The following is a 23,481-nucleotide window of genomic DNA, read 5'->3' on the forward strand; positions in this document are numbered from 1 at the left end:
GGATCAACTTTCCAGTTTTTTTGCAATGAAGCTTTTATCAATTTTTACTTCGGTATTGTCATCGATTTTTGCTTTGATAAAATCCTCTTCATTTTTCACCACTTCAGCTATAATACCACCAGAGGTGACGATCTTATCACCTTTTTTGAGACTGTTTACCATCTCTTTATGCTTTTTTGCCTGCTGTTGCTGCGGTCTGATGATCAAAAAGTAAAAGATCGCAAAGATTATGATAAGGGGAAGGAGTGATCCGAGAATGTTCGCACCTTGTTGCTGCATGAAAGATCCTTTGTTTCAAAAATTTAGGGGATATTTTACCATTACTTTGTTAATAAAATCCTTTCTTACAGCACTCCTTTTTTCCCTTTTTCTTTTCTTGGACTATTTCGAAATGCACAGCAAGTTCTTAGCGTCACTTTTTGCTTTGATGGCTTTTTATCTCCTACTCAAACAAAGAAAAATTTTTTGGAGTGGATTTTTCATAGGCATCTTTTGGTTTTGGTGGATAGGACTCAGTTTTCGCTACTATGAACTGCACTGGATGATACCAATCATCATTTTTTTTGTAGGTCTCGTGTATGGAGTCATTTTTTTATCAGGATTTTTTTTAGCAGACTGCTTTGCTTCTTTTTTTCCGAAATTTTCTACGCACTTGCAAACGCTCCTTCGAGCATCTTTTTTGCTAACGGCAAGCTACATTCATCCCTTTGGCTTTAACTGGTTCATTCCAGAAATCACACTTGTGTCAACCTATTTTGCATTTGATAAACTCTCTTTTGCCCTACTGCTTCTTGTGTTGGTCCTTTTTATCCATATGAAAAAATGGTACCGCTATTTCACTCTCCTTGGACTTCTTTTGATCGTACAATCACATAACCCCGCACCGCTTGCTCCTTTGAAGATCGATCTTGTAACCACTCATATTCCTCAATCCATCAAATGGAATCCAAAATATAAAGATACAATCATTGCAAAAAACTTCAAAGCAATCCACCAAGCCATCAGAAAAAAATATGACCTGGTAGTACTACCCGAAAGTGCATTTCCGCTTTTTTTGGACCACGAGCCCATGTTACTGGATCGTCTGCTTACACTCAGTCACAAAATAGCTATCGTCACGGGGGCCCTTTCTTTTAAAAACGGAAAAAACTACAACTCCACCTATATCTTTGAAAAAGGACGCTATACCATAATCGATAAAGTGGTTTTAGTTCCCTTTGGTGAAGAGATCCCTCTGCCTCAGCCCTTTGCAAAATGGATTAATGATCTCTTTTTCGATGGAGCCAGTGACTATGAACATGCAAAAAAACCTCACATTTTTACCCTCAAGGGTGTCGCTTTTACAAATGCCATCTGCTATGAAGCGACGCATCCGCTTATTTATTCCACGCCCACGCACTATATCATCGCTATCTCGAACAACGCCTGGTTTTTGCCTTCCTATGAACCAAATTTACAAAATCTTATAATCAAATATTATGCTACAATACACAAAAAAGTGGTCTACCACGCTACCAATATCGCTAAAACAGAGGTTATTCGATGATTGCAAACAATATCACTGAACTCATAGGCAAAACACCACTTTTAAAGATAGCAAACAACATCTATGCAAAATGCGAATTTAAAAATCCGGGTGGAAGCGTAAAGGACAGGATTGCTCTCAATATGATCCAAGAGGCCATGAGCCGCGGTGAAATATCGCCAAAAACACCCATAGTCGAACCTACAAGTGGCAATACAGGAATAGCGATAGCCATGATCGCAGCCGCTCTTGGCTTACAAGCCATCATCGTCATGCCAGAATCGATGAGTATCGAAAGAAGAAAACTGATGCAGTTTCTTGGTGCAAAACTGATTTTGACCCCGGCCGAAGAAGGGATGAAAGGCGCCATCGAAAAAGCATTGGAGCTCAAACGCCAAGGAGCTTTCATGCTCAATCAGTTCGAAAATCCAGACAATCCTACAATGCATGAAAAAACGACAGGACCAGAAATCATACAAGAGTGTCCCGATGTAGGAATATTTGTAGCAGGGGTCGGAACCGGCGGTACAATCACGGGTGTGGGGCGCGCTTTAAAAAAACACAATCCAAATGTAAATCTCGTTGCGGTGGAACCAAAAAAGAGTCCCGTTTTAAGTGGGGGACATCCAGGAGCACATAAAATCCAGGGTATTGGCGCAGGATTTATCCCAAAGATTGTCGATACATCCCTTTTTAGTGAAATTATCCAGATAGAGGATGAAGAGGCGATTTTGACAAGTCAGGAATTGGCAAAAACAAAAGGAATCCTTGTAGGTATCAGCAGTGGCGCCAATGTTGCTGCAGCTATGAAACTTGCAAAAAAATATCCACATAAAAAAATCGTTACCGTTTTGTGTGATACGGCTGAACGATATCTCTCAACGGAGCTGTTTGGGTAGTGGCACCTCTCTTTTTTGAAACGGTTCGCATCAAGGATGGAGAGATATATCATATCCACTACCATAACCTTCGTCTCAATACAACAATGCAGTGCCATTTTCCAGGTCATGATCCTGTGGATCTCAGAAACTATATCGATCCTCCAAAAGAGGGACTCTACCGCTGTAAAATTACCTATTCCAACACTATCCTTTCAGTCGAATATTTTCCTTATATACCAAAAAGCATTCGTTCGTTTACCATCATTCCCATCGATTTTGAGTACTCTTTTAAATATCTTGATCGCAAAAACATCGAAAAAGCAATAGCTATGGTATCTACGGATGATGCTATTTTTGTCAAAGACGGCCTTTTAACGGACACCTCCATCGCCAATATCGCATTTTTGTATAAAAAGAGCTGGATAACACCCAAAAAACCTCTGCTTTTCGGAACAACCCGAATGCGTTTTATTGAAGCAAGAAAATTGCAAGAAGCCGATATTGAAGTAGATGACCTTGAAAAATTTGAACAAATGGCGATAATGAATGCTATGATAGACTTTGTTCCCTTACCTAGTGTTACCATACAATCCCAAAGGAGAATCTATGCTCTATGATCTATTGCAGGATGAAGAGTTTAGCGTTATCTTGAAAAACCATGCTATCGATATCATTCAGTATCTTTTTGAAAAAAATCAGGAATTTGGCGTATTGGTTGATTTGAAGAGAGTCACTTTCGAGCCGATGCTACCAGAAGATATTTATAAAAATCTTCCAGAATTTACGCTCTTTCTTTTGATGAACTATACGTATGAAAGCGCTTATCTCGAAAACGGACAACTCACTTTTGAAGCAGGATTTGGTCCCCAGAATTTTGGATCAAAAGTCACAGTACCTGTTGAAGCTATCATACAGATTATTGTGGATGAAACACCGATCTTTGTCAACTTGACTGCTTCTATTGCAAAAAAGGAAAAACCGAAATCCTCTATGGAAGCCCTGCTTTCCAATCCGGAAAACAGGCGATTTTTAAAAAAAGAGGATTAGTGGCGGAGTTTGAAAAGGTGATCCACAATATTCATTAAATATGGATCGTTCTTTCGTTCTTTGAGATAGCAAATATAGAGTTTTCTTTTGATTTTGACGCCTTTGATTTTGGCTTCGAAGAGTCGCCCCTGTTTCACCTCATCTTCTATCGCATATCGTGAAATGATGGAAACAGTCGGATGCTCCTTGTCTACAGGACTACGTAAAATAGAATTGACCACTGCAGTAGAAGAACTCACCTCACTGATGACATTGAACTTTTTACAGCTGAGGCCTAGATTTTCAAATACTTCTGCCACCATTTTTCTTGTATGGCTTCCCTCTTCTCGACAGATCCAGTTGAATTTGTAAAGCTCTTCGGGACGGATATATTTTGGTAGTTTTGTATTGCTAAAAAGCACTAACTCATCATCCATCCACTCCCTATATATAAGCCCTTCTTTCATAACGGGAGATTCTATAAGCCCAAGATCATATTTTTTCTCTAAAACGTTATCAACGATATTTTTACTTACATCTACTTGGAGCAAAATATCATTTTGTATGATCTTTTTGAGCTCGGGCAGTATCTGAGGCAAAATGTAATTGCCTATCGTAAAAGAAGCGCCAATAATGAACGTAATCTCTTTATTGATAATCTTAAGAAGTTCTTGCTCAGCATTTTGAATACATTTGGATATTCTTTGTACGATCTTATAAACCTCTTCACCCTCTTTTGTCAATCGCACCCCATTTTTTTTCCGCTCAATCAGCTTTGCATCAAGCTGTTCTTCCAAAAACTTGATCTGCTGGGTGACTGCTGGCTGACTGATACCAAGTTTTGCACTAGCTTTTGAAAAACTGCGCTCTTTTACAACCACCAAAAAGGTTTCTAATTTCGTAAAATCCTTTATCATTTCGATCCTCTTTGTAGAGATTTTTTACTTATCGTTATTATAACAACATTTTATAGAAATTTCAAAATAATAACCTTTTCCTATAATTTTCCTCAAATCAGATTAAGGTGGTTATTTGATATAATAATTAATAAAACAATAAACAGTCAAAGAAGCATAATGGAAAAAATTTTGAAACATCTCAATGATGCACAAAGAGAAGCTGCTCAAACGGTAGACGGCCCCATACTGATTCTTGCCGGAGCGGGAAGCGGAAAAACAAAAACTATCACAACTAGACTCGCTTATCTGATCAGCCTCGGTGTCGATCCTGCTTCCATTCTCACACTCACCTTTACCAATAAAGCGGCAAAAGAGATGCGAGAACGGGCTCTTTCTATGTTAGATGACCCTCTCTATCCACCTCTTTTATGTACATTTCACAAATTTGGTCTGCTCTTTTTAAAGCTTCATATCGATAAACTGGGACGTGACAACAACTTCGTGATCATTGATACGGATGATAAAAAAAGAATTATTAAATCATTCAAACCGGACCTTCCCGTCTCTTTGGTTGCAAGTGAGATCTCAAAATACAAAAACTCTCTTATCACTCCTGAAGAAGCGATAGCAAGTGCAAGACTTCCAAACTTTAAAAAAATTTCCAATTTTTACAAAAGATATCAAGAATATTTACTGGAAAACAATCTTGTAGATTTCGATGATCTTTTGGTGCTAACCTATACCATTTTGGAGCAGGATGAAGAGCTGTGCAAAACAATCAGCAACAAATATCAGTTTATTATGATTGATGAATATCAAGATACAAATGAGCTGCAAAACAGACTGGTGCAAAAACTTTGCAGCCAACATAACAATATCTGCGTCGTGGGAGATGACGACCAAAGCATCTATGGATGGCGGGGCGCAAATGTCAAAAACATTTTGGAGTTCCCAAACCAATTTGACAATGTCAAAATCATCAAACTGGAAAACAATTATCGGTCCACCAAAAAGATACTTGAGGCAGCCAACAGTTTAATCCAGCACAACAGAAACAGACTCGGCAAAAAACTTGTCTCAACCATGGAGGATGGTAACGATATCGAAATATTGGCTTTGCATGATGAGCAAGAAGAGGCGATGGAAGTGGGCAAAAGAGTGCAAAAGCTCATCGATGCGGGTGTAAGACCAAGTGAAATTGCCGTTCTTTTCCGCATTAATGCACTCTCACGTTCTATCGAAGAGGCTTTCAATAAACTCAAAATCAACTTCAAACTTGTTGGAGCAATCCGCTTCTATGAGCGTGCAGAAGTAAAAGATATCATTAGCTACCTTCGCATCATTACCAATCCGTGCGACGAGTTTTCCCTCAAACGCATTATCAATAGACCCAAACGGGGTATCGGAAAAGCAACCTATGAGAAGCTTTTACAAAAAGCGAATGAAAAGCATGAATGTATCTTAGAGATGCTTATGCATTCAAGTGAGGAAGATCTGACCCAAATCATCGGGAAAAAGAGTGCAAAAACCATCCTCACATTCGTTCACAATATCAAATATCTCAAAGAACTCAGCCAAGAGAGTCTATACAATTTTTTGGAAGAGTTTGATAGAACCCTTGGTATCAAAGAGTACTATCGAGCACTGCCTGACGGCTTTGAAAGGGTGGCAAATATTGACGAGTTTTACGGAATGTTTCGAGACTACATCAAACAAAATCCTCAAAATTCTCTTGATGATTTCATCAATGATATCTCTTTACAATCAGACCAGGACCAAATTGGCGGCGAAGCAGTCTCCATTATGAGCGTCCATGCAAGCAAAGGGCTTGAATTCGAACATCTGTTTGTCATCGGGATGGAAGAGGGATTTTTCCCTTTGACCGGTGATGGGTGCGATATCGAAGAGGAGCGCAGACTTGGCTACGTAGCAATCACGAGGGCTAAAAAAGGTCTTGTCCTCTCCCACGTAAAAAGCAGATTTTACAAAGGACGAAGGGCGTATCTGGAAAAGAGCAGATTTTTGGGCGAAGCCGGTCTATGCAAATCGAGCGTAAAAATAGAAAAAAGTGTCGGATTTAAAAAAGGCGATCTTGTCAAACATAAAATTTTTGGTATAGGACGTGTCATCGGAGTCAGCAAAGCAGGACGAGAATTTAAACTAACAATCAACTTTTCGGGCCAACAGCGTGATATTTTAAGCTCTTTTGTGGAGCGGGCATGAACCGACTTTTTGTAGCCTACAAACCCCCTTTTGTATCCTCTAATGCCTTCTTGCACAAGATAAAAAAAAGGTATAGAGTTAAAAAGGCAGGATTTTCCGGTACACTCGATCCCTTTGCTTGTGGCACGCTCATCATCGCTTTTGGGGCGTATACAAAACTTTTTCGCTTTTTGCAAAAATACCCTAAACGTTATCGGGCCACCATCTGGCTTGGAGCTTCAAGTCCGAGCCTGGATATCGAAAAAATAGAATCGATCCAGGATGTTCCACCACTTGATGAAGAAACAATCAAAGATGTCATCAACTCCTTTGTAGGCAAATTCACCTATATTCCACCTCTTTTCAGTGCCAAAAAGATTGGCGGAAAAAGAGCGTATCAATTCGCAGCAAGAGGCAAACAGATCGACCTCAAACCCGTTACATCCACCATCGAAAAGATTACCTTTGTGCATTATCGTCATCCATTTGTCACATTTGAGGCAACTGTGAGCGAGGGGACATACATCAGAAGTCTGGCTGAAGCAATTGCCCAAAAACTCGGATTTTCTGGCACTCTTTCTTATCTCGAGAGGCTTGCAGAAGGAAAATTTGTCTATGAGAACGAAAAGCCCCTCGATCCGGTGCAGTATCTTCGTACAAAACAAAACTTTGTCAAAAAAAGCAAAGAGGAGATTTTTCATGGTGTAAAACTCACCCTCGATGATCTTGAATATAAAGAAGAAGGGGAATACCACATTCTCTTCGACGATTTTTTTGCTATTATTCGCGTTGAGAAGGCAAAAGTGCGATACCTGCTCAATCAGATTCCAAGAAAGTGGCAATGAAACGAAAAGCGGTAGCAAAAATCAATATTTTTTTAAAAATTGTTGGTACAAGAGGCATGTATCACGAAATCGTCTCACGTTTTATCCGCTATGAAAAGCTTTTTGATGAGATCACTTTCGTTGCTTGTCAACAAAAAAAGTTTACAATTGAAGGAATGAATATTCCTTTGCAATCCAATCTCATCTACAAAACCTATCAAAAACTCAAAGAGTTTACACAAAACAGACAATTGGATGCGTTTTTTCAGTCACATAAAGTAGTCGTAAACAAAAATATACCCCAAGGCGCTGGTCTAGGTGGAGGAAGCAGTGATGCGGCAACCTTTTTACTAATGACCAATGAAATACTCTCTTTGGGAATCGATCAAAAAGATTTGATGCAAATAGGTGCAAGCATAGGCGCAGATGTTCCTTTTTTCATTTCGAAACTGCCAGCGGCAAATGTAAAAGGAATCGGAGAGGTGATCGAACCCTTTGAAGATGAGATTCCTGAAATTGAACTTTTTACACCTTCTGTGTACTGTGACACTGCTGCAGTTTATACACATTTTAGACAACATTTTTACCATACTATCCAAAAAAAAGTAGCTGAAACGATGCTACACCAAACATCCAAAGAGATTGTACGAGAGTATACACCATTGCAGGCAAACGATCTGTACAAAAGCGCGGCGCATCTTTGCCCTGTATTGCAAAAATATCAAGAAGAATATTTTCTCAGCGGTAGTGGAAGCAGCCTATTTAGGGAGAAGCAATGAAAGTCATAGCCACCAACAAAAAAGCCTTTCACGATTTTGAAATCATTGAAAGATATGAAGCCGGCCTCGTTCTACAGGGGAGTGAAGTCAAAGCAATTCGAGCAGGACGCGTCAATCTCAAAGATAGTTTCGTTAAATTTGTCAAAGGAGAACCGTTTGTTTTCGGGATGCACATCTCCTATCTCGATTCGGCCAATCCTCATTTTAGACCAGATGAAAAGAGACCGAGAAAACTTCTTTTGCACAAAAAAGAGATCGATAAACTTATAGGAAAAACAAGCGAAAAAGGGTATACTATAGTACCTTTGAAGCTCTATTTCAATAAGAAAAATATTGCCAAACTGGAAATTGGCCTTGCAAAAGGAAAAACGCTACACGATAAACGCGAAAGTCTAAAGAAAAAAATCATGGATAGAGAAGCCAAAGCTGCAATGAAAGAGTTCAGGTAACGGAGAGTATATGGAAAATCAGAAGAAATGTCAGATTCTTGAAAAATTACAGCATGATATCCGCTTAACAAAAGAGGATCTCAAAGAGATCGGATTCATTGTCAAAAAAGTTGTCAGCTTTATGGTCAAAAACGATATCTTGATGACTCCTGAAAATTATGCTCGATGGTTTGAACTTTTTTGCTATGTCCAGGAGAACGATCTGACCTTGAGTGACAGCGAAATTCTTCAGTACTATAAACAGCTTTTTCAAAAAACACCAAAAAAGGTACATGAAATAGAGGATGAAGAGATCCGTATCAAACTCAAAAAAATTGCCAGCGGTCTCGAAGAGAAGCTTTCTCAAATCATATCTACCATCGATACACATAACAACACATTACAAGATCGTACGGAAGCGTTACAAGAAAAAGAGAATCAAGCAGCAGATCCCCAGATCGTACAATATCTCAAAGAGATTCTTCAAAACGTCGAAGAACTCAGGAAGGAAAACTCCAAACTCAACGACCAGCTCAAAAAATATTATGAAGAGATCAATCATCTACGAAGGGAACTCAGAGATACGAAAAACAAAGCCGAATTTGATTATTTGACAGAACTTTTCAACAGACGAAAATTTGAAGAGTATTTTCAAAAACTTCTTCAAGAATTCAATGAAACAGATGGAAAACCCTTTTCTCTTATTATTCTGGATATCGATAACTTTAAAAAGATAAATGACACATATGGCCATCTATTGGGAGATGAAGTATTGAAAAATCTCTCAAGCCTTATTAAAACATTTTTACACTCTGCCCATATCCCTGCACGTATCGGTGGAGAAGAGTTTGCCATCTTACTTCCTGAAACTTCTTTAGATGAAGCAAAAATCATTGCTGAGCGGCTACGAAAAACGGTCGAAAACAGAACTATACCCATAGCAGAAGGGGATCTGAATTTCACTGTAAGTATCGGTGTTGCGCAGGTCCAAAAAGGAGATACGATGGATTCGCTCATACAACGTGCAGATGAAGCATTGTATGCGGCAAAAAGAAATGGAAAGAATATGGTGATAGCCAAATGAGTAAAAAGCTTTATGTAGTATCCTTAGGCTGTACGAAAAATCTTGTGGATACCGAGGTTATGCTCGGACGGTTGCCAGAATATGAGATGACGCAAATCCCTGAAGAAGCTGATCTTATCATCGTCAATACTTGTGGTTTTATAGGTCCGGCAAAAGAGGAGAGCCTGCAAACCGTTTTTGATCTGCACAGCAAAAGGAAAAAAGACTCTATCCTCGTTATGGCAGGATGCCTCAGTGAACGGTACAAAGAGGAACTCCAAAAAGAGATGCCAGAAGTGGATATTTTTACAGGCGTTGGCGACTATGCTAAGATTGATGAATTGATTCGGCAACGAAAAAGCAGTTTTAGCGATCAGGTTTATCTGATCCGATCAGAAGAGCGAATCATTACCGGATCAAATTATCATGCCTACATCAAGCTGAGCGAAGGGTGCAACCAGCAATGCAGCTTCTGTGCCATTCCTTCATTCAAGGGTAAACTCCAATCACGCCCTATCGAAAATATCGTCCAAGAAATCAAAAATCTTGTGGCAAAAGGATATAAAGACTTCACTTTCGTCTCGCAAGATAGTAGTTCCTATTTAAGGGATTTCGGTATCCAAGAGGGGTTGGTAGATTTGATCCAGGCAGTGGAAAAAATAGAGGGGATTATAAGTGCAAGAATTCTTTACCTCTACCCATCTACAACAACACCAAAAATGATCGACGCCATTGCAAACTCCCCTGTTTTTGTCAACTACTATGAGATGCCAATACAACATATCAGTGATTCTTTGTTAAAGAAAATGAAAAGAGGCATAGGAGCACAAAAAACAAAAGAGCTTCTTTATAGAATGCGTACAATTCAGGGAAGTTTCCTTCGAACAAGTCTTATCGTCGGCCATCCGGGAGAGAGCGAAGAAAATTTTCACGAACTTGTGGAATTTTTGGAAAATTTTGAATTTGATAGAATCAATCTTTTTGCCTACAGTGATGAGGAGGGGACAAAAGCGTTTGAAATGGAAGAAAAAATTCCACAGGAAATTGTGGAAGAGCGCCTCGCAATATTAGATGCAATAGTAAACAAACAGCAGATAAAAAGTCTTGAAAAGGATCTTGGCAAAACGGTTGAGTGCTATCTTGATGGAACGAGTGAAGAGAGCGAACTGCTTTTGAGCGGACGTCAAAAGATATGGGCTCCGGAAGTTGACGGGGAGATTTTGATCAATGACAGCGACATTGACGATCTTCAAATCGGCAATCTGTATAAAGTTCATGTACATGAACGGGTAGGAGACAAGCTGGTTGGAACTATCAGGGCTTGATCTACTCAAAAATAAAAAAAACCTCCTCGCTTTTTCAGCAGGAGTCGATTCTACTGCTCTTTTTTTCCTTCTTTTAGAAAAAAATATCGATTTTGATATTGCTATCGTCGATTATGGACTTCGATCCCAAAGCAAGGATGAAGTGGTATATGCCGTTGAACTGGCTAAAAAATATAAAAAAAAGATCTTTGCAAAGCAGGTCACTATAGAGCCTCCATCTATCGAAGAAAAGGCACGTAATATTCGATACCGGTTTTTCGATGAGATCATTCAAAAAGAGGGATATCACAATCTCATCACAGCCCACCAGCTCAATGATCAACTGGAATGGTTTTTGATGCAGCTTGGCAAAGGTGCTGGTCTATACGAACTTGTCGGTATGGATGTTACCACGAGCAGAAAAGATTATACCATTGTAAGACCTCTGCTCTTTGTTGAAAAATCTGAATTGCAAAGCTATCTTGAAGCCAAAAAAATCCCCTATTTTATAGATGAGAGTAACTTGCAAGACACTTTTTTTCGAAATTATATACGGCACAATTTCAGTGATCCTTTCATGAAGCATTTCGGTGATGGCGTCAAAAAAAGCTTTCGTTACCTTTTGGAAGATAAGAAAATCTTGGAAGAGAAGATACAAATCCACAACTATAAAGAGCTCTATTTCGCCGCCAACTCACACAATGACTATATGAATAAAAGAATTCTTGATCGACTTTTCAAAAAACTCGGATATCTCCTCAGTAGTGCACAAAAAGAGGAGATTCTACGGCAAAAAGAGGGCGTCATCGCTTCAAAATATGCATTTGCTATTACACAAGAGTGGATTATCGTTGCGCCTTTTGTGCAAAGAAAGATGGACAAAAAAAGTAAAGAAGCATTGAGAAGAGCAAGAATCCCTAAACCTCTTCGGGGATATATCCTTAGCGCTTCGATTCCTGCCGATTTTTTCCAAACGTATACAGACCAATAACGAACGAGGTCTCTATCGCGCTATCCACTCGTTGAAAAGAGAGCGGATAATCTATCATAATAGGGAGATGTTGCTTTTGCCAAGAATCAACAAGACTATAAAGCACTTTTGGAGAAATTATTTTTGCAGTCACCGCATATCGCGTTATATTGTACTCTTCATACTGATTGGTACCGATTTTCGTCATATTTACAAGATGCACTTTTTTCTTGATAGAAGCAATAGCTCTTTCTTTCGTCACAGGCTCGAGATATCCTTCCATCTCTTTATACTTTTTCAGTTCACTCTCCAGATATGCTCTATTTTGCTCGGCATAATCCAAAAGCACTTTGTGCGTTTTGTATTTCTCTTTCAGATGAACCAAGGTATCCAAATCCGGCGTAATGAAAAAAGCAATCGCAATATACAACCCCACTAAGAGCGCCAATACCATCAACAGTTTAGTCAGTAAGGAGGTGCTTATTTTATCGAGCATAAACCCCTCCTTTGTATACTGCTTTGAAGAAGATCTTTTTTCCTTTCTTACTTTGTATGACTTTTCCCTCTATAAAGCGGCTTCTAAGTTTGACATCCATTCTTTTGATTTCTATTGCAGATGTACTGACACCCTCAAGGATCAAGGAGTCTTTCCCAAACTCGGCTCGAAGCAGATAGGTATGGTCTCCTACAAGATTAAAAACCTCTCGCACCCTTTCTATAACCATTTTATTGTGCTCATTCAGCGTTTTTACAACAGGAGCAATTTTTGTCAATTGCATCAGTTTTACTTTCAATTCATTGTTTTTATTTCCTATCTTCTCTTCTTGAGCTATAACATTTTGTACTTTTTTGGAATAGTTTGCAATTGAACTGCGAAGATACCACTCATAGAGTGCCAATGAAGCTATGATCAAAATGGTAACGATTGAAAAATAGAGATTCCATCGACTCTTCTTTTTTGGCTCTTCTTCCGTTTTCTCAATTTCACTCTCTTCACTGACCTCTTGTTTGATTTCACTCTCCAAAGGTTTAAAGAGAAAATCTTCATTCTTGCAGATCTCGTTTGCATCTGGTTCGATCTCTTCAATATCTAACAGCACTGCTTCTTGAAGCTGTTCTTTATCAATATTGTTTTCCACAAAGGAAACAATTTTAATCCGTTCGACAAAGAAACTGCCCTCCTGTTCATAAAAATGGTGCAAAAACTCTTCAATACCCTCTTGCAGATGTTCTGTAGCATCGCGAATCTCATAATACAACAGATTCTCATCATCAAAAACTGCATAATAGTTATAATTTTCCAAAAGAGCGAGATAGAGCGTATTTTTCTCTTTTGATTGTTTATAGTAGTACCACAACGCACTAAAAGGAGAGACAACAGGAGTATGAAGGGATTCAAGGACTTCTTTTGGGATGGAAACACCCCATGAGCCGTGGGAAACCGTTGTAAGATCTTGTGAAGAGATCTCATGAATCGGCTTTTGATTGGCGCTATCGATGAGGATACATGTTGGCTCCACCCGCCTCCCTTTTACAGCTCGTTGCTATATTGTAACATTTGCTTCTTTATATACGCTTTAGCTTCTTCTTCGCTCATATTCTCTATCGTTAATGGTTGTCGGACATAAAAAGTCAGTCTTGAAAAAGGTTTTGGAATCATAAATCGATCCCAACTGCCAAGTTGCCAAAACCGATCAGTACTATAGTGAAAGACAACGATAGGAGCTTGCATCTTTTGTGCCAGCACAACGATTCCTGGAGCTACACTGTGTCTTGGCCCTCTGGGTCCATCCGGAGTAATGGCGATATCATATCCTGCTTTCATTTTTTTCATGGCAGATATCAAAACTCTCGCACCACCTTTTTTTGTAGAGCCTCGTATGGATTCCAAACCAAAATGGCGTATCGTTTTTGCAATCAGCTCTCCATCGAAATGTTCACTGATCATAACAGCAATAGGATGATTATGTCGTATTTTTTTATACAAAAAAGGCATCATTAAAAGTTCACCATGCCAAAATGCAACAATGAAGGGCTTCGTTGGAATGTCGCCTTCTAAAATAAACTCTTTTTTACATGTGAGATAGAGCAAACGTATAAAAAATGCGCCTATTGGAGGGAGAAGGAGAGAGAGGATTTTTCTTTTTGTCTCTTTTTTCATACATTCTAGCCTACAAGCTCTCCTTCAAGAGACAATCTTCCAGGTTTTGTAATCCGTACATTCTTAAATTCTCCCAATAGCTCTTCACTTCCTTTCACCTTTACAATCCAGTTGTTATCTGTCCGTCCAGCCACATATCCTCCGGGTTTGAGCTCTTCAAAATAAACTTCGTACACTTTGCCTTTTTCTTGTTCGCTGATATCATCAAGCATCTGCAGATGGAGATCTTGCAAGTAAGAAAGCCTTTTGCTCGCTACTTCTGCTGGGACCTGATTTTCGTAATCTTTTGCAGGTGTCAATGGTCTTGGGGAATACTTGAAACTAAAAATCTGCTCAAACCGAACCTTTTGAACCACATCAATCGTTTCTGCAAAATCCTCTTCGCTCTCTCCCGGAAAACCGACGATGATATCCGTTGAGATATGAACGTCCGGAACCATTTCACGCAGTTTCATAGCCCTGTCCAAAAACCACTCTTTAGTATATCCGCGCTTCATATCCCTTAATACCTTTGTACTGCCACTTTGCAATGGCATATGCATCGATTTGCAAATTTTTGGGTTTTTCGCAAACTCTTGTAAAAATTTATCATCCATATGCAAGGGGTGCGGCGAAGTAAAGCGTATCCTTCGTACACCTTCTATTTCGCTTACCATTCGCAAAAGGTCAGTAAAATCTATTTTTCTTGCTTTGTCACTAAATCTTCTTCCGTAGTTGTTGACGTTTTGTCCTAATAAAAAGATCTCTTTTGCCCCTGTATCAACTGCTCGTTGAACTTCTTGAAGTATAAGTTCGGGCGGGATGGAAATCTCCTCTCCTCTTGTATTTGGAACAATGCAAAATGTACATTTTTTATCGCATCCTATGGAGATATTGATAAACGCTTTGTAAGGAGACGTTCGAAAATCGCTAAACGCGTATGTACTCTCGTCATAATCTATATCAACTTCAACTGCCTTTTCCCGTTTTATGACATCACGGATCTTAGAGACATTCCTCGCACCCAAAACAAAACTGACATATGGTGCTTTTTTGATAATCTCATCTCCCAGATGGCTTGCTGTACAGCCGCAAACACCGATTTTTGCACTCTCTTTTTTCTTTTTGTTGAAATAACCTATTTCGCTAAAGAGCTTATGAACCGGTTTCTCTCTGACTGAACAGGTATTGATCAAAATAAGATCGGCTTCTTGCAGGTTTTGAGTTAATTCATAATCCTCTTTTTGAGTCAGCTCCGCAATGATATGTTCGCTGTCACGAACATTCATCGCACATCCAAGAGTTTCGATATAGAGTCTTTTTTTCATGCTAAGATATGCACCTCATAGATATAGTCATTCTCATCCAAACCATACTTGACTTCTCGAAAATAGACACTATAGCCTTTTTCTTCAAAATACTCAACAAGTTCTACAAGATCTTTATGTGAATTTTCTCTATCAAAATAGAATATCTTATTTCCCTCTTTTTGTACTGCCTCTTCTATTTTTTCCACACTGATCGTTTTTGGTTTGCTACTCAGCTCCTGACGTGCAAGTTTGAGTTCCATCCTATCCCTTTTGTTCTGTTATAATGAAGTTAGATATTATATCAAAATTTTCTTCTATTATAAGATAACCTTAATGGTTTCTAAAGTTATATTTCAGTAGAATACCGTAACTTCAAATTATCCTCTGCAAAAAAAAATCACAAAAGGTTAGAAATCATATGGAAAAAATAGTCGATATTATAGATTCTATTGCCCTTGAAAAAGGGCTACCTGTAGAACAAGTCAAAGAGGCGATTCAAAAAGCTTTTGAAAATACGGCGAAAAAAGTTCTTGGAGAAGATCTGGAATTCGAAGCAGAAATAGATCCAGCTACAAAATCGATTCAGGTTTTTCAAAAAATTTTGGTCGTAGAAGATGGAGATGAACGCGCAACGCAAGAGCCAGAGCGTTACATCACCCTTTCAGAAGCCAAAGAGATCAATCCAAACGTTGAAGTGGGTGATGAGCTGCGTTATCCTGTCGAATTTGAAAAACTTGGCAGAACAGCAGCCATGCGCTTACATAATGAGATAGAGTTCCATATCCAACGTCTTATGGAGCAGCAGCTTTTTGAAAAATATAAGCAAAGAATAGGTACCATCATCAGCGGAACTGTAACACGCGTGGATGAGGAAGAGAATACTTATGTAGAAATTGATGAAGTCAAAGGAATACTTCCTAAAAGATATCGCATTAAAGGTGAATTTTTTAAACCGGGAGATGTGGTCAAAGCGATATTGAAACGTGTGGTATTCGACAAAATCAACGGCATCTACTTGGAACTTTCACGAACAACACCAAAATTTTTGGAAGAGCTTTTGAAACTGGAAGTCCCTGAAATCAAAGATGGTCTTGTTACCATCGAAAAAGTAGCAAGAATCCCGGGTGAAAGGGCAAAAGTTGCAGTGAACTCCCACAGCCCGAAAATCGATCCAGTCGGAGCCTGTGTAGGTGTCAGAGGGGTTCGAATCAACGCAGTGAGCAAGGAGCTTCGAGGCGAAAATATAGACTGTATAGAGTATTCACCAATTCCTGAAATATTTGTCGCTCGCAGCCTCTCACCCGCAATTATCACATCCGTAAAGATCGAGGGCGAAAAAGCTATCGTTACCTTGCCTAGCGATCAAAAAAGCAAAGCTATCGGGAAAAGCGGTATCAATATACGCCTCGCTTCCATGCTTACCGGTTTCGACATAGAACTTATAGAAACAGAAAGCACAACTGAAAAAGCAAATGAAACCAAAGAGCAAAAAGAGGAGCCTACGATTACCCTACAAGATCTTTTCAAAGAGTGATCCCTACTTTGCGTAGGGATTGAGTTTCCATAACGCAATATCGGCCAAAATATTTCCAAGCAGTGTCAAAAAAGCGGTGATAATCATGATACCCATAATAACCGGATAGTCCCTTGAAAGTGCAGCCTGATAAAAAAGAAGGCCCATTCCATTGATGGAAAAGATCGATTCCAAAATAACGCTTCCTCCGATAATACCTGGCAGGGACAAGCCTAAAACGGTAATGATGGGAGGTTTCAGATTTGGCAAAATAAAATTTTTGATGATTGTTTTTTGCGTTGCGCCACGCGCTTTTGCAAAATAGATATAATCGCTTTTTAAAATCTCAATAACAAGCGAACGTACATACTGCGTCAATGTCCCAAATCCCACAAAGACAACCACAAATACAGGCAATACCAGATGCCAGGCGATATCGAGATAGTATGCTAGTCCCTCTTTTGGCTCCATAGAGTGAAGTCCGGTCAATGGAAAGATATGAAATTTGACGGAAAAAAAGATAATGAGCAAGAGTGCTAAATAAAAAGAAGGCATAGAAAATGAAAGTAGTGAGAGCTGTTGCACAAATCTATCGAACCATGAATCGTTTTTCAAAGCGGATTGAATACCCAAATAGAGTGACAAAAAAAAGATACAGACCATTGCCGTGAGATTGATCCCAAGTGTCACACCGATTCGATCCAATATTTCATCGATAACTGGTTTTCCCGAAGCAAAAGAGACGCCAAAATCAAAATGAAGCATCGCACCAAGCCATGAGAGATATTGCTGCCAAAGAGGCTTATCAAGGCCATAAATAGATTTAAGATGCTCTAAAGTCTCTTTTGTGATGTTTGGATTGAGTTCACCTGCACTGAAAAAAGAGTTGGGTGCAAGATGTATGGCAAAAAATGAGATGAGTGATATCAGAAGCATCATCCACACAAGGTAGAAGAGCTTACTGATAAGAAGTTTTTTCATCGAACTTTGTGGAGCGTATAGACTTTTCCATCAAATCTGTCTGTGATATCTTCGATAGTATTAGAATCAACAACTCTCAATTTTCGAATATCTCCACCGAACGTCAAGAATCCGAGTCTTGCACCCTCACCAATATTGACGGTAACAATATTTTTGTTTTTGTCAACGTTTTCAACGATCCACTTTCCTGTAATCGTTTTGTAGTTGTGGCCGACTTTCATTTTAAGTACTGCAGTATCGGATGAAAAACTGTAGCTTATACCATCACCGGACCATTTCCCAAGCAATGTTTTTACAAGCGGCTCATCTTTATACTTTTTATCCACTGCCGTTTGCAATTTATTTGCTGCTTCTATTTTGTTCGCTTCTACTTTCTCCCAGGTTCCGTTTGGTTTGATGGCAATAGTTTCAGAGCCTTTTTTGACAACCTTGACTTCTTGCCATGTACCATCAGGTTTGAGTTCGATCACTTTTCCATTATCAAGGGTAATGTAGTTTCCTGCAAACAATGTTGCTGCAATTAATAAAGTCGAGGCTATTTTTTTCATTGGAAGCCTTTGAGTAAATTTTAAAGATTATACACAAGAGGAGTTTAAACGTTTTTGAAATATTTCGGGCAAAGCCCGAAAGTTAATTAGAAGTTGTAAGTAAGGTATACTTGGATAGTGTTTACATCATCAGTTGCAGAATCGATGTCAGTATAGATGTATGCAACTGTTGCATCTAGGCTACCGAAAGATTTGCTTGCTGTTACAGTAAATTCTGTCATACTATCATCAACAGTAGCTGTATCTACATCAGCATATGTGTAGTAAGCAGCAAAATCAGCTATATTTTCCATATTGTAAGAAGCATCGATATGGAAAGAATCAGCACCTGCTCGTCCTACCCATCCATAGTTCCACCATGCTTCTGTATATAGTTTTGTCTGTTGTCCTGCAACATTTGCAACTTGTACAGCTCCATCTTCGTCTGCTGATGAATAAGATGCTGAAACATTGAGGTTTTCCATACCATAACCTACTTTAACTGCCCATGCTGAAGCATTATCAGCCCCTGTTGCTTCTGGGTCAATATTTGCGTACTGTACACCGAATGTAAGACCAGACGCAACTTCTTTAAGATCTACATCAGCCTGAAGCCACCATGCAGTTGCTACTTCTGCTACATTGTAATACCATACTTGTGCAGTCGTATTTGGAATTGCTTTTGTAATAGCACCTACTGCATATGCTCCTTCAGTTGCAAATGTTGTAAAAGGATCTGTAGATGCATTTGCAGTATTTACTATGCCAGCATATGCACCAGATGTAGTTGTGCCTAAGCTTCCTGCATTGTTTCCTTGTCCAATCCAAGCAGCTACCAAAGTTGTTTGAGGAAGATCATTGTTCAAAACGACAGCAGCATCAAAAGTATTTTTAGCTATTGACCATTTTTCAGTAAATGCCAAAGGTGTATCAATTTCTTGCCGTCCTAGTTTTACTGTAGTGTTGCCGATAGTTTTTGCTAGCCAAGCTTCACTTACCCACCATTGATTTTGAGCATTACCTTCCCAAACATTAGAAACGAGATTATTTTCAAGGCCAAGGGTATCGAGCATAGTGATAGCCAACTTGGCTTTAGCTCCATCACCAACATCAGCTGTAGCTGCTAAATCAAGAGCAACTTGACCTGCAGAATTTGCTTGATCAAATAGATCATTATTTCCACTATCATCAGTTCCATAGTAAAGTTTTGCATCTCCACTAAATTTTACATTTTGTACATCAGCGAATGCACTTACGCCTAGTGCTACGATCGCAGCAAGACTCAATTTTGCCAGTTTCATTCGTACTCCTTTTTCAAGTTTGATTTGTCAAAGGGTATTATAGCGCCCTTATCCTTAAATTTAAATTATCTTATCTTTACTTTAAGCGATCCCAAAGTATACAGGTTTTGCCATCAATCTCTTCTACTTCAGCCAAGCCCATGATGTGATATCCGGCATCTACATAGTGTACTTCCCCTGTCACTCCGCTGGCAAGATCACTGAGCAGATACATAGCACTGTTGCCCACTTCATCGATAGTAACGTTTTTTCGAAGGGGTGCGTTAACTTCGTTCCACTTTAGAATCGTTCGAAAATCGCCTATTCCGCTTGCAGCCAGCGTCTTGATAGGCCCAGCACTTACTGCATTGACTCGAATGCCTTGTGGGCCAAGATCTGCCGCAAGATACCGTACACTCGCCTCCAGTGCCGCTTTTGCTACACCCATCACATTATAGTGGGGAATGTATCGTACAGCTCCAAGATAACTCAGTGTAAGGACGCTTCCCCCTTCATTCATATACGGAAGCACTGTTCGAGTAAGTTCCAAAAGGGAATAGACAGAGATATTCATCGCTATTTCAAAAGCCTCTTTGGTTGTATTGACAAATCGACCATCAAGAGCTTCTCTTGGCGCGAACGCTACAGAATGTACCAAGAAATCAATCTTACCTAAATCTTTCTCTATAGACTTTTGAAGATTCTCAAAATGCTCCGGCTTGCTTACATCAAGTTCATAGATTTTATCGCTGCCAAACTCTTTTGCAATCGGTTCTACCCTTTTTTTGATGGCATCATTAAGATAGGTAAAGGCAAGTTCCGCACCCTCTCGATGACACGCTTTCGCGATGCCATAGGCAATCGATTTATTATTTGCAACTCCTACAATCAGTCCCTTTTTCCCTTCCATCAACCCCATTATCTCATCTCCTTTGCTATTTCTATCATCTTTATAAAATTCTCTACATCCCAACTTGCTGTACCAATGAGCGCTCCATCACATTTTGGTATGGAAAGCACCTCTTTGATATTCACTGGCTTCACACTACCGCCATAAAGGAGTGGAGCATCTGTAAGTGATGCAAGATAAGCCAAAACCTCCTCTATCTCTTCCGGTTTTGCAGCAACTCCCGTACCAATAGCCCATACGGGCTCATAGGCGATTACGAGATTTTCATAGTTTGTATCGATACCTTCAAGCTGACTTTGTAAAAGCTCTTGAATTGCCAAAAAACCTTTTTGCCTGGTTTGTAGCGTCTCTCCAAGACAGTAGTAGATCGTAAAGCCTCTTTCTTTATAGAATGCAAACTTTTTGGCAATAAGCTCTTGTGATTCATTAAATATATGCCTTCGCTCACTATGTCCCAAAAGAAGCGTTGTTATGCCAAATTCTTGAAGTTGCTCCAAACCTATTTCGCCTGTAAAAGAGCCATGCTCAGCAGCATAGGCATTTTGTGCCCCGATAGTGACAAATGTTTCATACTGATCAAGAGCAGTTGCTGGTGGAAAGAGGGCAATATCAATGCCGGATTGTTTTCCATATGCATTGAGCCTCTGGATATACTCTTTCGTAGAAGCTCGTGTGTGGTTCATCTTGAAGTTGGCTGCAAGTATCATGACGCACCTACTTCCAACGCTTTGATACCTGGAAGCTCTTTTCCTTCCAAAAGTTCAAGGCTCGCTCCACCACCAGTCGAGATAAATGTCATCTCGTCTACCACACCCGCTTTGCTGATCAAACTTGCGGTATCTCCACCCCCAATGATCTTTGTTGCAAAACTTTCTGCTACAAAGTTGGCCAGCTTTATACTGCCTCGCGCAAATTTATCGATCTCAAAAACCCCCATTGGACCATTCCATATAATTGTTTGCACCTCATCGAGTGCCTCTTTAAAGAGCCTCGTAGAGGCCGGACCAATATCGAGTCCCATCCATGTTTTTGGAATCTCTTGGAAAGTAACATACTTAACCGGCGCATTTGGATCAAGTTCGGGTGCAACGACAAAATCCACCGGAAGGTAAAGCTTCACGCCATTATTTCTGGCTTGATTTAAAATATTTTTTGCTTCTTCTATCAAATCATCTTCTACCAAACTTTTTCCAACCTCGTATCCCAAAGCTTTCAAAAAGGTAAAGGCCATCGCTCCACCAATAATCAGTTTATCCACTTTTGGTAAAAGATTGATCAAAGCACCAAGTTTTCCTGAAACCTTGCTTCCGCCAACAATGGCCATAAATGGTCTTGTCGGATTTTCCAATATTTTATAGAGATATTTGATCTCTTTTAAAAGCAAAAATCCAGCCGCTTTATGATCTTGATCATAAAATCGTGTAATTGCCTCAACTGAAGCGTGAGCTCTATGGCTGACACCAAAGGCATCATTGACATAAAATTCGCCAAACTGACTCAGCTCTTTTGCAAAATGTTCATCATTTTTCGTCTCACCCGGCTCAAATCGAAGATTTTCAAGGAGCAAAATTTCACCGGGCTGAAGATTGGAAAATTTCGCTTTTGCATCTTCACCCACTACATCTTGGGCCATTATAATATCTTGTTTCAAAAGTGTATGGAGTCTTTTGGCAACAGGTTTCAAAGAATACTTTTCATCAAATCCTTTCGGTCGTCCAAGATGGCTTCCAAGAACTATTTTACAGTCATGATCGAGGCAGTAGCGAATTGTCGGTAGGGCTTCTCTGATTCTTCGATCGTCTGTAATGTTGCCATACTCATCCAACGGGACATTAAAATCGCAACGGATAAATACCGAGTTTCCGGGTTTGAGATCAAGATCTTTAATCGATTTTATGTTCATGATACTCCTTTGTTATAAAGTGCGCCATATCCAAAAGACGGTTGGCATATCCCCATTCATTGTCATACCAGCTCATGACTTTCACCATGTCACCGCCTATCACCTGGGTCAAATCAAGGGCTACAATACTGCTAAAGCTTTTTCCCACCACATCTTGCGAAACCATGAAAGAGTCATCGACTCCCAGTATCCCTTTCATCGTTCCATTTGAAGCTTCGATAAAAAGCTCGTTTAGCTCCTCTTTTGTTGTACTCTTTTTCAGATGAAGATCCAGATCCATCAGTGAAACATCAGGCACCGGGACCCGAACGCTTCTGCCATGGAGTTTGCCTTGTAAATTTGGCAAAACCCTATGGATCGCTTTTGCTGCCCCTGTCGTTGTTGGCACCATATTCACCGCAGCGGCACGAGATCTTCTAATATCTCGTTGATGGTCGCTGTCAAGAAGATTTTGATCAATTGTGTAGCTATGGATTGTGGTCATAAGCCCTTTTTCAATGCCATAGGCTTCATCGATCAATTTGGCAATCGGAGCGAGGCAATTGGTGGTGCAGCTTGCGTTGGAGATGATCTCTTCGCCCTTGTAGTCTGAATGATTGACTCCATATACAAAGGTTACCGTTTCATCTGTTGCAGGAGCTGAAATAATCACTTTTTTGGCATAGCGAAGATGGCCGGATGCAAGATCGCTACTTAAAAATCGTCCAGTCGATTCGATCAAGACATCTACCTGCGGCAAGGGGATCTCTTTTGGTGATGAAGCGTGAGAAACATAAACCTCTTTCCCATCAATCTTCAACTTATCTTCATCCAAAGTCTCTACGGCATCTGGGAATGGACCATGGACAGAGTCGTATCGCAGAAGATATGCCATCATTGATGTATCCATCAAATCGTTGATAGCCACGAGTTCAAACCCATCTCTTTGGAAAAGATTCCTCGCTACCGCTCTTCCGATACGCCCAAAACCGTTGATCCCAATGCGTACAGCCATTCACCGCCTTCAAAAAATTTGA

26 protein-coding genes are annotated in these 23,481 nt (G+C 39.7%); 12 read left to right on the forward strand and 14 right to left on the reverse strand.

What is annotated here, in order from left to right; all coding sequences use genetic code 11:
• Nucleotides 1–3: 3 nt before the first annotated feature.
• The gene (gene yajC, locus JG735_RS07680) at nucleotides 4–279 is read right to left on the reverse strand and encodes a preprotein translocase subunit YajC (RefSeq protein WP_201334488.1); all 276 of its coding nucleotides are present in this window, start codon (nucleotides 277–279) and stop codon (nucleotides 4–6) included.
• Here yajC and JG735_RS07685 point away from each other — a divergent pair.
• The 4 genes from JG735_RS07685 to JG735_RS07700 are packed head-to-tail and all read left to right on the forward strand — an operon-like array spanning nucleotide 278 to nucleotide 3,453.
• Nucleotides 278–1,546, forward strand: coding sequence for an apolipoprotein N-acyltransferase (locus JG735_RS07685; protein WP_201334489.1), 1,269 nt, complete (start codon nucleotides 278–280; stop codon nucleotides 1,544–1,546). The genes yajC and JG735_RS07685 overlap by 2 nt on opposite strands.
• A complete protein-coding gene (cysK, locus tag JG735_RS07690; RefSeq protein ID WP_201334490.1) occupies nucleotides 1,543–2,424 on the forward strand; it encodes a cysteine synthase A in 882 nt (293 codons plus the stop codon). The genes JG735_RS07685 and cysK overlap by 4 nt, the downstream gene beginning before the upstream one ends.
• Nucleotides 2,424–3,023, forward strand: coding sequence for an aminotransferase class IV (locus JG735_RS07695; RefSeq protein WP_201334491.1), 600 nt, complete (start codon nucleotides 2,424–2,426; stop codon nucleotides 3,021–3,023). Before cysK ends, JG735_RS07695 begins: the two co-directional genes overlap by 1 nt.
• Nucleotides 3,013–3,453, forward strand: a complete 441-nt coding sequence (locus JG735_RS07700; RefSeq protein WP_201334492.1) for a hypothetical protein — start codon at nucleotides 3,013–3,015, stop codon at nucleotides 3,451–3,453. Before JG735_RS07695 ends, JG735_RS07700 begins: the two co-directional genes overlap by 11 nt.
• Here JG735_RS07700 and JG735_RS07705 read toward each other — a convergent pair.
• Complete coding sequence (locus JG735_RS07705) at nucleotides 3,450–4,349, reverse strand: LysR family transcriptional regulator (protein WP_201334493.1); 900 nt, start codon at nucleotides 4,347–4,349, stop codon at nucleotides 3,450–3,452. The two genes, JG735_RS07700 and JG735_RS07705, sit on opposite strands and share 4 nt — an antisense overlap.
• 159 nt (nucleotides 4,350–4,508) lie before the next feature.
• Between JG735_RS07705 and JG735_RS07710 the strand changes: the two genes are divergently transcribed.
• From JG735_RS07710 to tilS, 7 genes are read left to right on the forward strand one after another with little or no spacing between them, the layout of a single operon-like run.
• On the forward strand, nucleotides 4,509–6,554 hold the full coding sequence (locus JG735_RS07710) for an ATP-dependent helicase (protein WP_201334494.1): 2,046 nt from the start codon (nucleotides 4,509–4,511) through the stop codon (nucleotides 6,552–6,554).
• Nucleotides 6,551–7,378: a tRNA pseudouridine(55) synthase TruB gene (gene truB / locus JG735_RS07715; protein WP_201334495.1), complete on the forward strand. Its 828-nt coding sequence runs from the start codon at nucleotides 6,551–6,553 to the stop codon at nucleotides 7,376–7,378. Before JG735_RS07710 ends, truB begins: the two co-directional genes overlap by 4 nt.
• On the forward strand, nucleotides 7,375–8,136 hold the full coding sequence (locus tag JG735_RS07720; protein WP_201334496.1) for a 4-(cytidine 5'-diphospho)-2-C-methyl-D-erythritol kinase: 762 nt from the start codon (nucleotides 7,375–7,377) through the stop codon (nucleotides 8,134–8,136). The genes truB and JG735_RS07720 overlap by 4 nt, the downstream gene beginning before the upstream one ends.
• Entirely contained in the window at nucleotides 8,133–8,585 is a 453-nt protein-coding gene (smpB, locus tag JG735_RS07725; RefSeq protein ID WP_201334497.1) for an SsrA-binding protein SmpB, read from the forward strand. Before JG735_RS07720 ends, smpB begins: the two co-directional genes overlap by 4 nt.
• Nucleotides 8,586–8,595: 10 nt before the next feature.
• Nucleotides 8,596–9,648 (forward strand): GGDEF domain-containing protein, encoded by a 1,053-nt coding sequence (locus JG735_RS07730; protein WP_201334498.1) that lies wholly within the window; start codon nucleotides 8,596–8,598, stop codon nucleotides 9,646–9,648.
• Nucleotides 9,645–10,952 carry a 30S ribosomal protein S12 methylthiotransferase RimO gene (gene rimO / locus JG735_RS07735; protein ID WP_201334499.1) on the forward strand — a complete coding sequence of 436 codons (1,308 nt, stop codon included), beginning with the start codon at nucleotides 9,645–9,647 and terminating at the stop codon, nucleotides 10,950–10,952. Before JG735_RS07730 ends, rimO begins: the two co-directional genes overlap by 4 nt.
• Nucleotides 10,933–11,922, forward strand: coding sequence for a tRNA lysidine(34) synthetase TilS (gene tilS / locus JG735_RS07740; protein WP_201334500.1), 990 nt, complete (start codon nucleotides 10,933–10,935; stop codon nucleotides 11,920–11,922). Before rimO ends, tilS begins: the two co-directional genes overlap by 20 nt.
• Here tilS and JG735_RS07745 read toward each other — a convergent pair.
• Genes JG735_RS07745 through JG735_RS07765 form a run of 5 tightly spaced genes read right to left on the reverse strand, consistent with a single transcriptional unit; the run spans nucleotide 11,873 to nucleotide 15,611 of the window.
• Entirely contained in the window at nucleotides 11,873–12,397 is a 525-nt protein-coding gene (locus JG735_RS07745) for a hypothetical protein (RefSeq protein WP_201334501.1), read from the reverse strand. The two genes, tilS and JG735_RS07745, sit on opposite strands and share 50 nt — an antisense overlap.
• Nucleotides 12,387–13,421 (reverse strand): hypothetical protein, encoded by a 1,035-nt coding sequence (locus JG735_RS07750; RefSeq protein ID WP_201334502.1) that lies wholly within the window; start codon nucleotides 13,419–13,421, stop codon nucleotides 12,387–12,389. The genes JG735_RS07745 and JG735_RS07750 overlap by 11 nt, the downstream gene beginning before the upstream one ends.
• Nucleotides 13,422–13,432: 11 nt before the next feature.
• Nucleotides 13,433–14,062, reverse strand: a complete 630-nt coding sequence (locus tag JG735_RS07755; RefSeq protein WP_201334503.1) for a lysophospholipid acyltransferase family protein — start codon at nucleotides 14,060–14,062, stop codon at nucleotides 13,433–13,435.
• Between the two features lie 5 nt (nucleotides 14,063–14,067).
• Nucleotides 14,068–15,369 carry a tRNA (N6-isopentenyl adenosine(37)-C2)-methylthiotransferase MiaB gene (gene miaB, locus JG735_RS07760; RefSeq protein WP_201334504.1) on the reverse strand — a complete coding sequence of 434 codons (1,302 nt, stop codon included), beginning with the start codon at nucleotides 15,367–15,369 and terminating at the stop codon, nucleotides 14,068–14,070.
• Nucleotides 15,366–15,611 (reverse strand): HP0268 family nuclease, encoded by a 246-nt coding sequence (locus JG735_RS07765; RefSeq protein WP_201334505.1) that lies wholly within the window; start codon nucleotides 15,609–15,611, stop codon nucleotides 15,366–15,368. Before JG735_RS07765 ends, miaB begins: the two co-directional genes overlap by 4 nt.
• A 158-nt stretch (nucleotides 15,612–15,769) precedes the next feature.
• Between JG735_RS07765 and nusA the strand changes: the two genes are divergently transcribed.
• Complete coding sequence (nusA, locus tag JG735_RS07770) at nucleotides 15,770–16,885, forward strand: transcription termination factor NusA (RefSeq protein WP_201334506.1); 1,116 nt, start codon at nucleotides 15,770–15,772, stop codon at nucleotides 16,883–16,885.
• A gap of 3 nt (nucleotides 16,886–16,888) precedes the next feature.
• On the opposite strand, the gene JG735_RS07775 is transcribed toward nusA, so the two are convergent.
• The 7 genes from JG735_RS07775 to gap all read right to left on the reverse strand — a co-directional run bounded on the left by JG735_RS07775 (nucleotide 16,889) and on the right by gap (nucleotide 23,459).
• Nucleotides 16,889–17,845: an ABC transporter permease gene (locus tag JG735_RS07775; protein ID WP_201334507.1), complete on the reverse strand. Its 957-nt coding sequence runs from the start codon at nucleotides 17,843–17,845 to the stop codon at nucleotides 16,889–16,891.
• Complete coding sequence (locus JG735_RS07780; protein WP_201334508.1) at nucleotides 17,842–18,393, reverse strand: DUF3157 family protein; 552 nt, start codon at nucleotides 18,391–18,393, stop codon at nucleotides 17,842–17,844. The genes JG735_RS07775 and JG735_RS07780 overlap by 4 nt, the downstream gene beginning before the upstream one ends.
• A gap of 86 nt (nucleotides 18,394–18,479) precedes the next feature.
• A complete protein-coding gene (locus JG735_RS07785) occupies nucleotides 18,480–19,673 on the reverse strand; it encodes a porin (RefSeq protein ID WP_201334509.1) in 1,194 nt (397 codons plus the stop codon).
• A gap of 76 nt (nucleotides 19,674–19,749) precedes the next feature.
• On the reverse strand, nucleotides 19,750–20,571 hold the full coding sequence (gene fabI / locus JG735_RS07790; protein WP_201334510.1) for an enoyl-ACP reductase FabI: 822 nt from the start codon (nucleotides 20,569–20,571) through the stop codon (nucleotides 19,750–19,752).
• Complete coding sequence (locus tag JG735_RS07795; RefSeq protein ID WP_201334511.1) at nucleotides 20,571–21,269, reverse strand: triose-phosphate isomerase; 699 nt, start codon at nucleotides 21,267–21,269, stop codon at nucleotides 20,571–20,573. The genes fabI and JG735_RS07795 overlap by 1 nt, the downstream gene beginning before the upstream one ends.
• Nucleotides 21,266–22,468, reverse strand: coding sequence for a phosphoglycerate kinase (gene pgk / locus JG735_RS07800; protein ID WP_370583473.1), 1,203 nt, complete (start codon nucleotides 22,466–22,468; stop codon nucleotides 21,266–21,268). The genes JG735_RS07795 and pgk overlap by 4 nt, the downstream gene beginning before the upstream one ends.
• Nucleotides 22,446–23,459 (reverse strand): type I glyceraldehyde-3-phosphate dehydrogenase, encoded by a 1,014-nt coding sequence (gene gap, locus JG735_RS07805; RefSeq protein WP_201334513.1) that lies wholly within the window; start codon nucleotides 23,457–23,459, stop codon nucleotides 22,446–22,448. Before gap ends, pgk begins: the two co-directional genes overlap by 23 nt.
• Between the last annotated feature and the right edge of the window lie 22 nt (nucleotides 23,460–23,481).

Source organism: Nitratiruptor sp. YY08-10, from assembly GCF_016629565.1.
Classification (GTDB): domain Bacteria; phylum Campylobacterota; class Campylobacteria; order Campylobacterales; family Nitratiruptoraceae; genus Nitratiruptor.

Bases quoted from the DNA above. Each gene is read 5' to 3' on its own strand.
- JG735_RS07685 (WP_201334489.1), top strand. From the start codon at position 278: ATGAAAGATCCTTTGTTTCAAAAATTTAGGGGATATTTTACCATTACT.
- yajC (WP_201334488.1), bottom strand. From the start codon at position 279: ATGCAGCAACAAGGTGCGAACATTCTCGGATCACTCCTTCCCCTTATC.
- cysK (WP_201334490.1), top strand. From the start codon at position 1,543: ATGATTGCAAACAATATCACTGAACTCATAGGCAAAACACCACTTTTA.
- JG735_RS07700 (WP_201334492.1), top strand. From the start codon at position 3,013: ATGCTCTATGATCTATTGCAGGATGAAGAGTTTAGCGTTATCTTGAAA.
- JG735_RS07705 (WP_201334493.1), bottom strand. From the start codon at position 4,349: ATGATAAAGGATTTTACGAAATTAGAAACCTTTTTGGTGGTTGTAAAA.
- JG735_RS07710 (WP_201334494.1), top strand. From the start codon at position 4,509: ATGGAAAAAATTTTGAAACATCTCAATGATGCACAAAGAGAAGCTGCT.
- truB (WP_201334495.1), top strand. From the start codon at position 6,551: ATGAACCGACTTTTTGTAGCCTACAAACCCCCTTTTGTATCCTCTAAT.
- JG735_RS07720 (WP_201334496.1), top strand. From the start codon at position 7,375: ATGAAACGAAAAGCGGTAGCAAAAATCAATATTTTTTTAAAAATTGTT.
- smpB (WP_201334497.1), top strand. From the start codon at position 8,133: ATGAAAGTCATAGCCACCAACAAAAAAGCCTTTCACGATTTTGAAATC.
- JG735_RS07730 (WP_201334498.1), top strand. From the start codon at position 8,596: ATGGAAAATCAGAAGAAATGTCAGATTCTTGAAAAATTACAGCATGAT.
- rimO (WP_201334499.1), top strand. From the start codon at position 9,645: ATGAGTAAAAAGCTTTATGTAGTATCCTTAGGCTGTACGAAAAATCTT.
- JG735_RS07745 (WP_201334501.1), bottom strand. From the start codon at position 12,397: ATGCTCGATAAAATAAGCACCTCCTTACTGACTAAACTGTTGATGGTA.
- JG735_RS07755 (WP_201334503.1), bottom strand. From the start codon at position 14,062: ATGAAAAAAGAGACAAAAAGAAAAATCCTCTCTCTCCTTCTCCCTCCA.
- miaB (WP_201334504.1), bottom strand. From the start codon at position 15,369: ATGAAAAAAAGACTCTATATCGAAACTCTTGGATGTGCGATGAATGTT.
- JG735_RS07765 (WP_201334505.1), bottom strand. From the start codon at position 15,611: ATGGAACTCAAACTTGCACGTCAGGAGCTGAGTAGCAAACCAAAAACG.
- nusA (WP_201334506.1), top strand. From the start codon at position 15,770: ATGGAAAAAATAGTCGATATTATAGATTCTATTGCCCTTGAAAAAGGG.
- JG735_RS07775 (WP_201334507.1), bottom strand. From the start codon at position 17,845: ATGAAAAAACTTCTTATCAGTAAGCTCTTCTACCTTGTGTGGATGATG.
- JG735_RS07780 (WP_201334508.1), bottom strand. From the start codon at position 18,393: ATGAAAAAAATAGCCTCGACTTTATTAATTGCAGCAACATTGTTTGCA.
- JG735_RS07785 (WP_201334509.1), bottom strand. From the start codon at position 19,673: ATGAAACTGGCAAAATTGAGTCTTGCTGCGATCGTAGCACTAGGCGTA.
- fabI (WP_201334510.1), bottom strand. From the start codon at position 20,571: ATGGGGTTGATGGAAGGGAAAAAGGGACTGATTGTAGGAGTTGCAAAT.
- JG735_RS07795 (WP_201334511.1), bottom strand. From the start codon at position 21,269: ATGATACTTGCAGCCAACTTCAAGATGAACCACACACGAGCTTCTACG.
- gap (WP_201334513.1), bottom strand. From the start codon at position 23,459: ATGGCTGTACGCATTGGGATCAACGGTTTTGGGCGTATCGGAAGAGCG.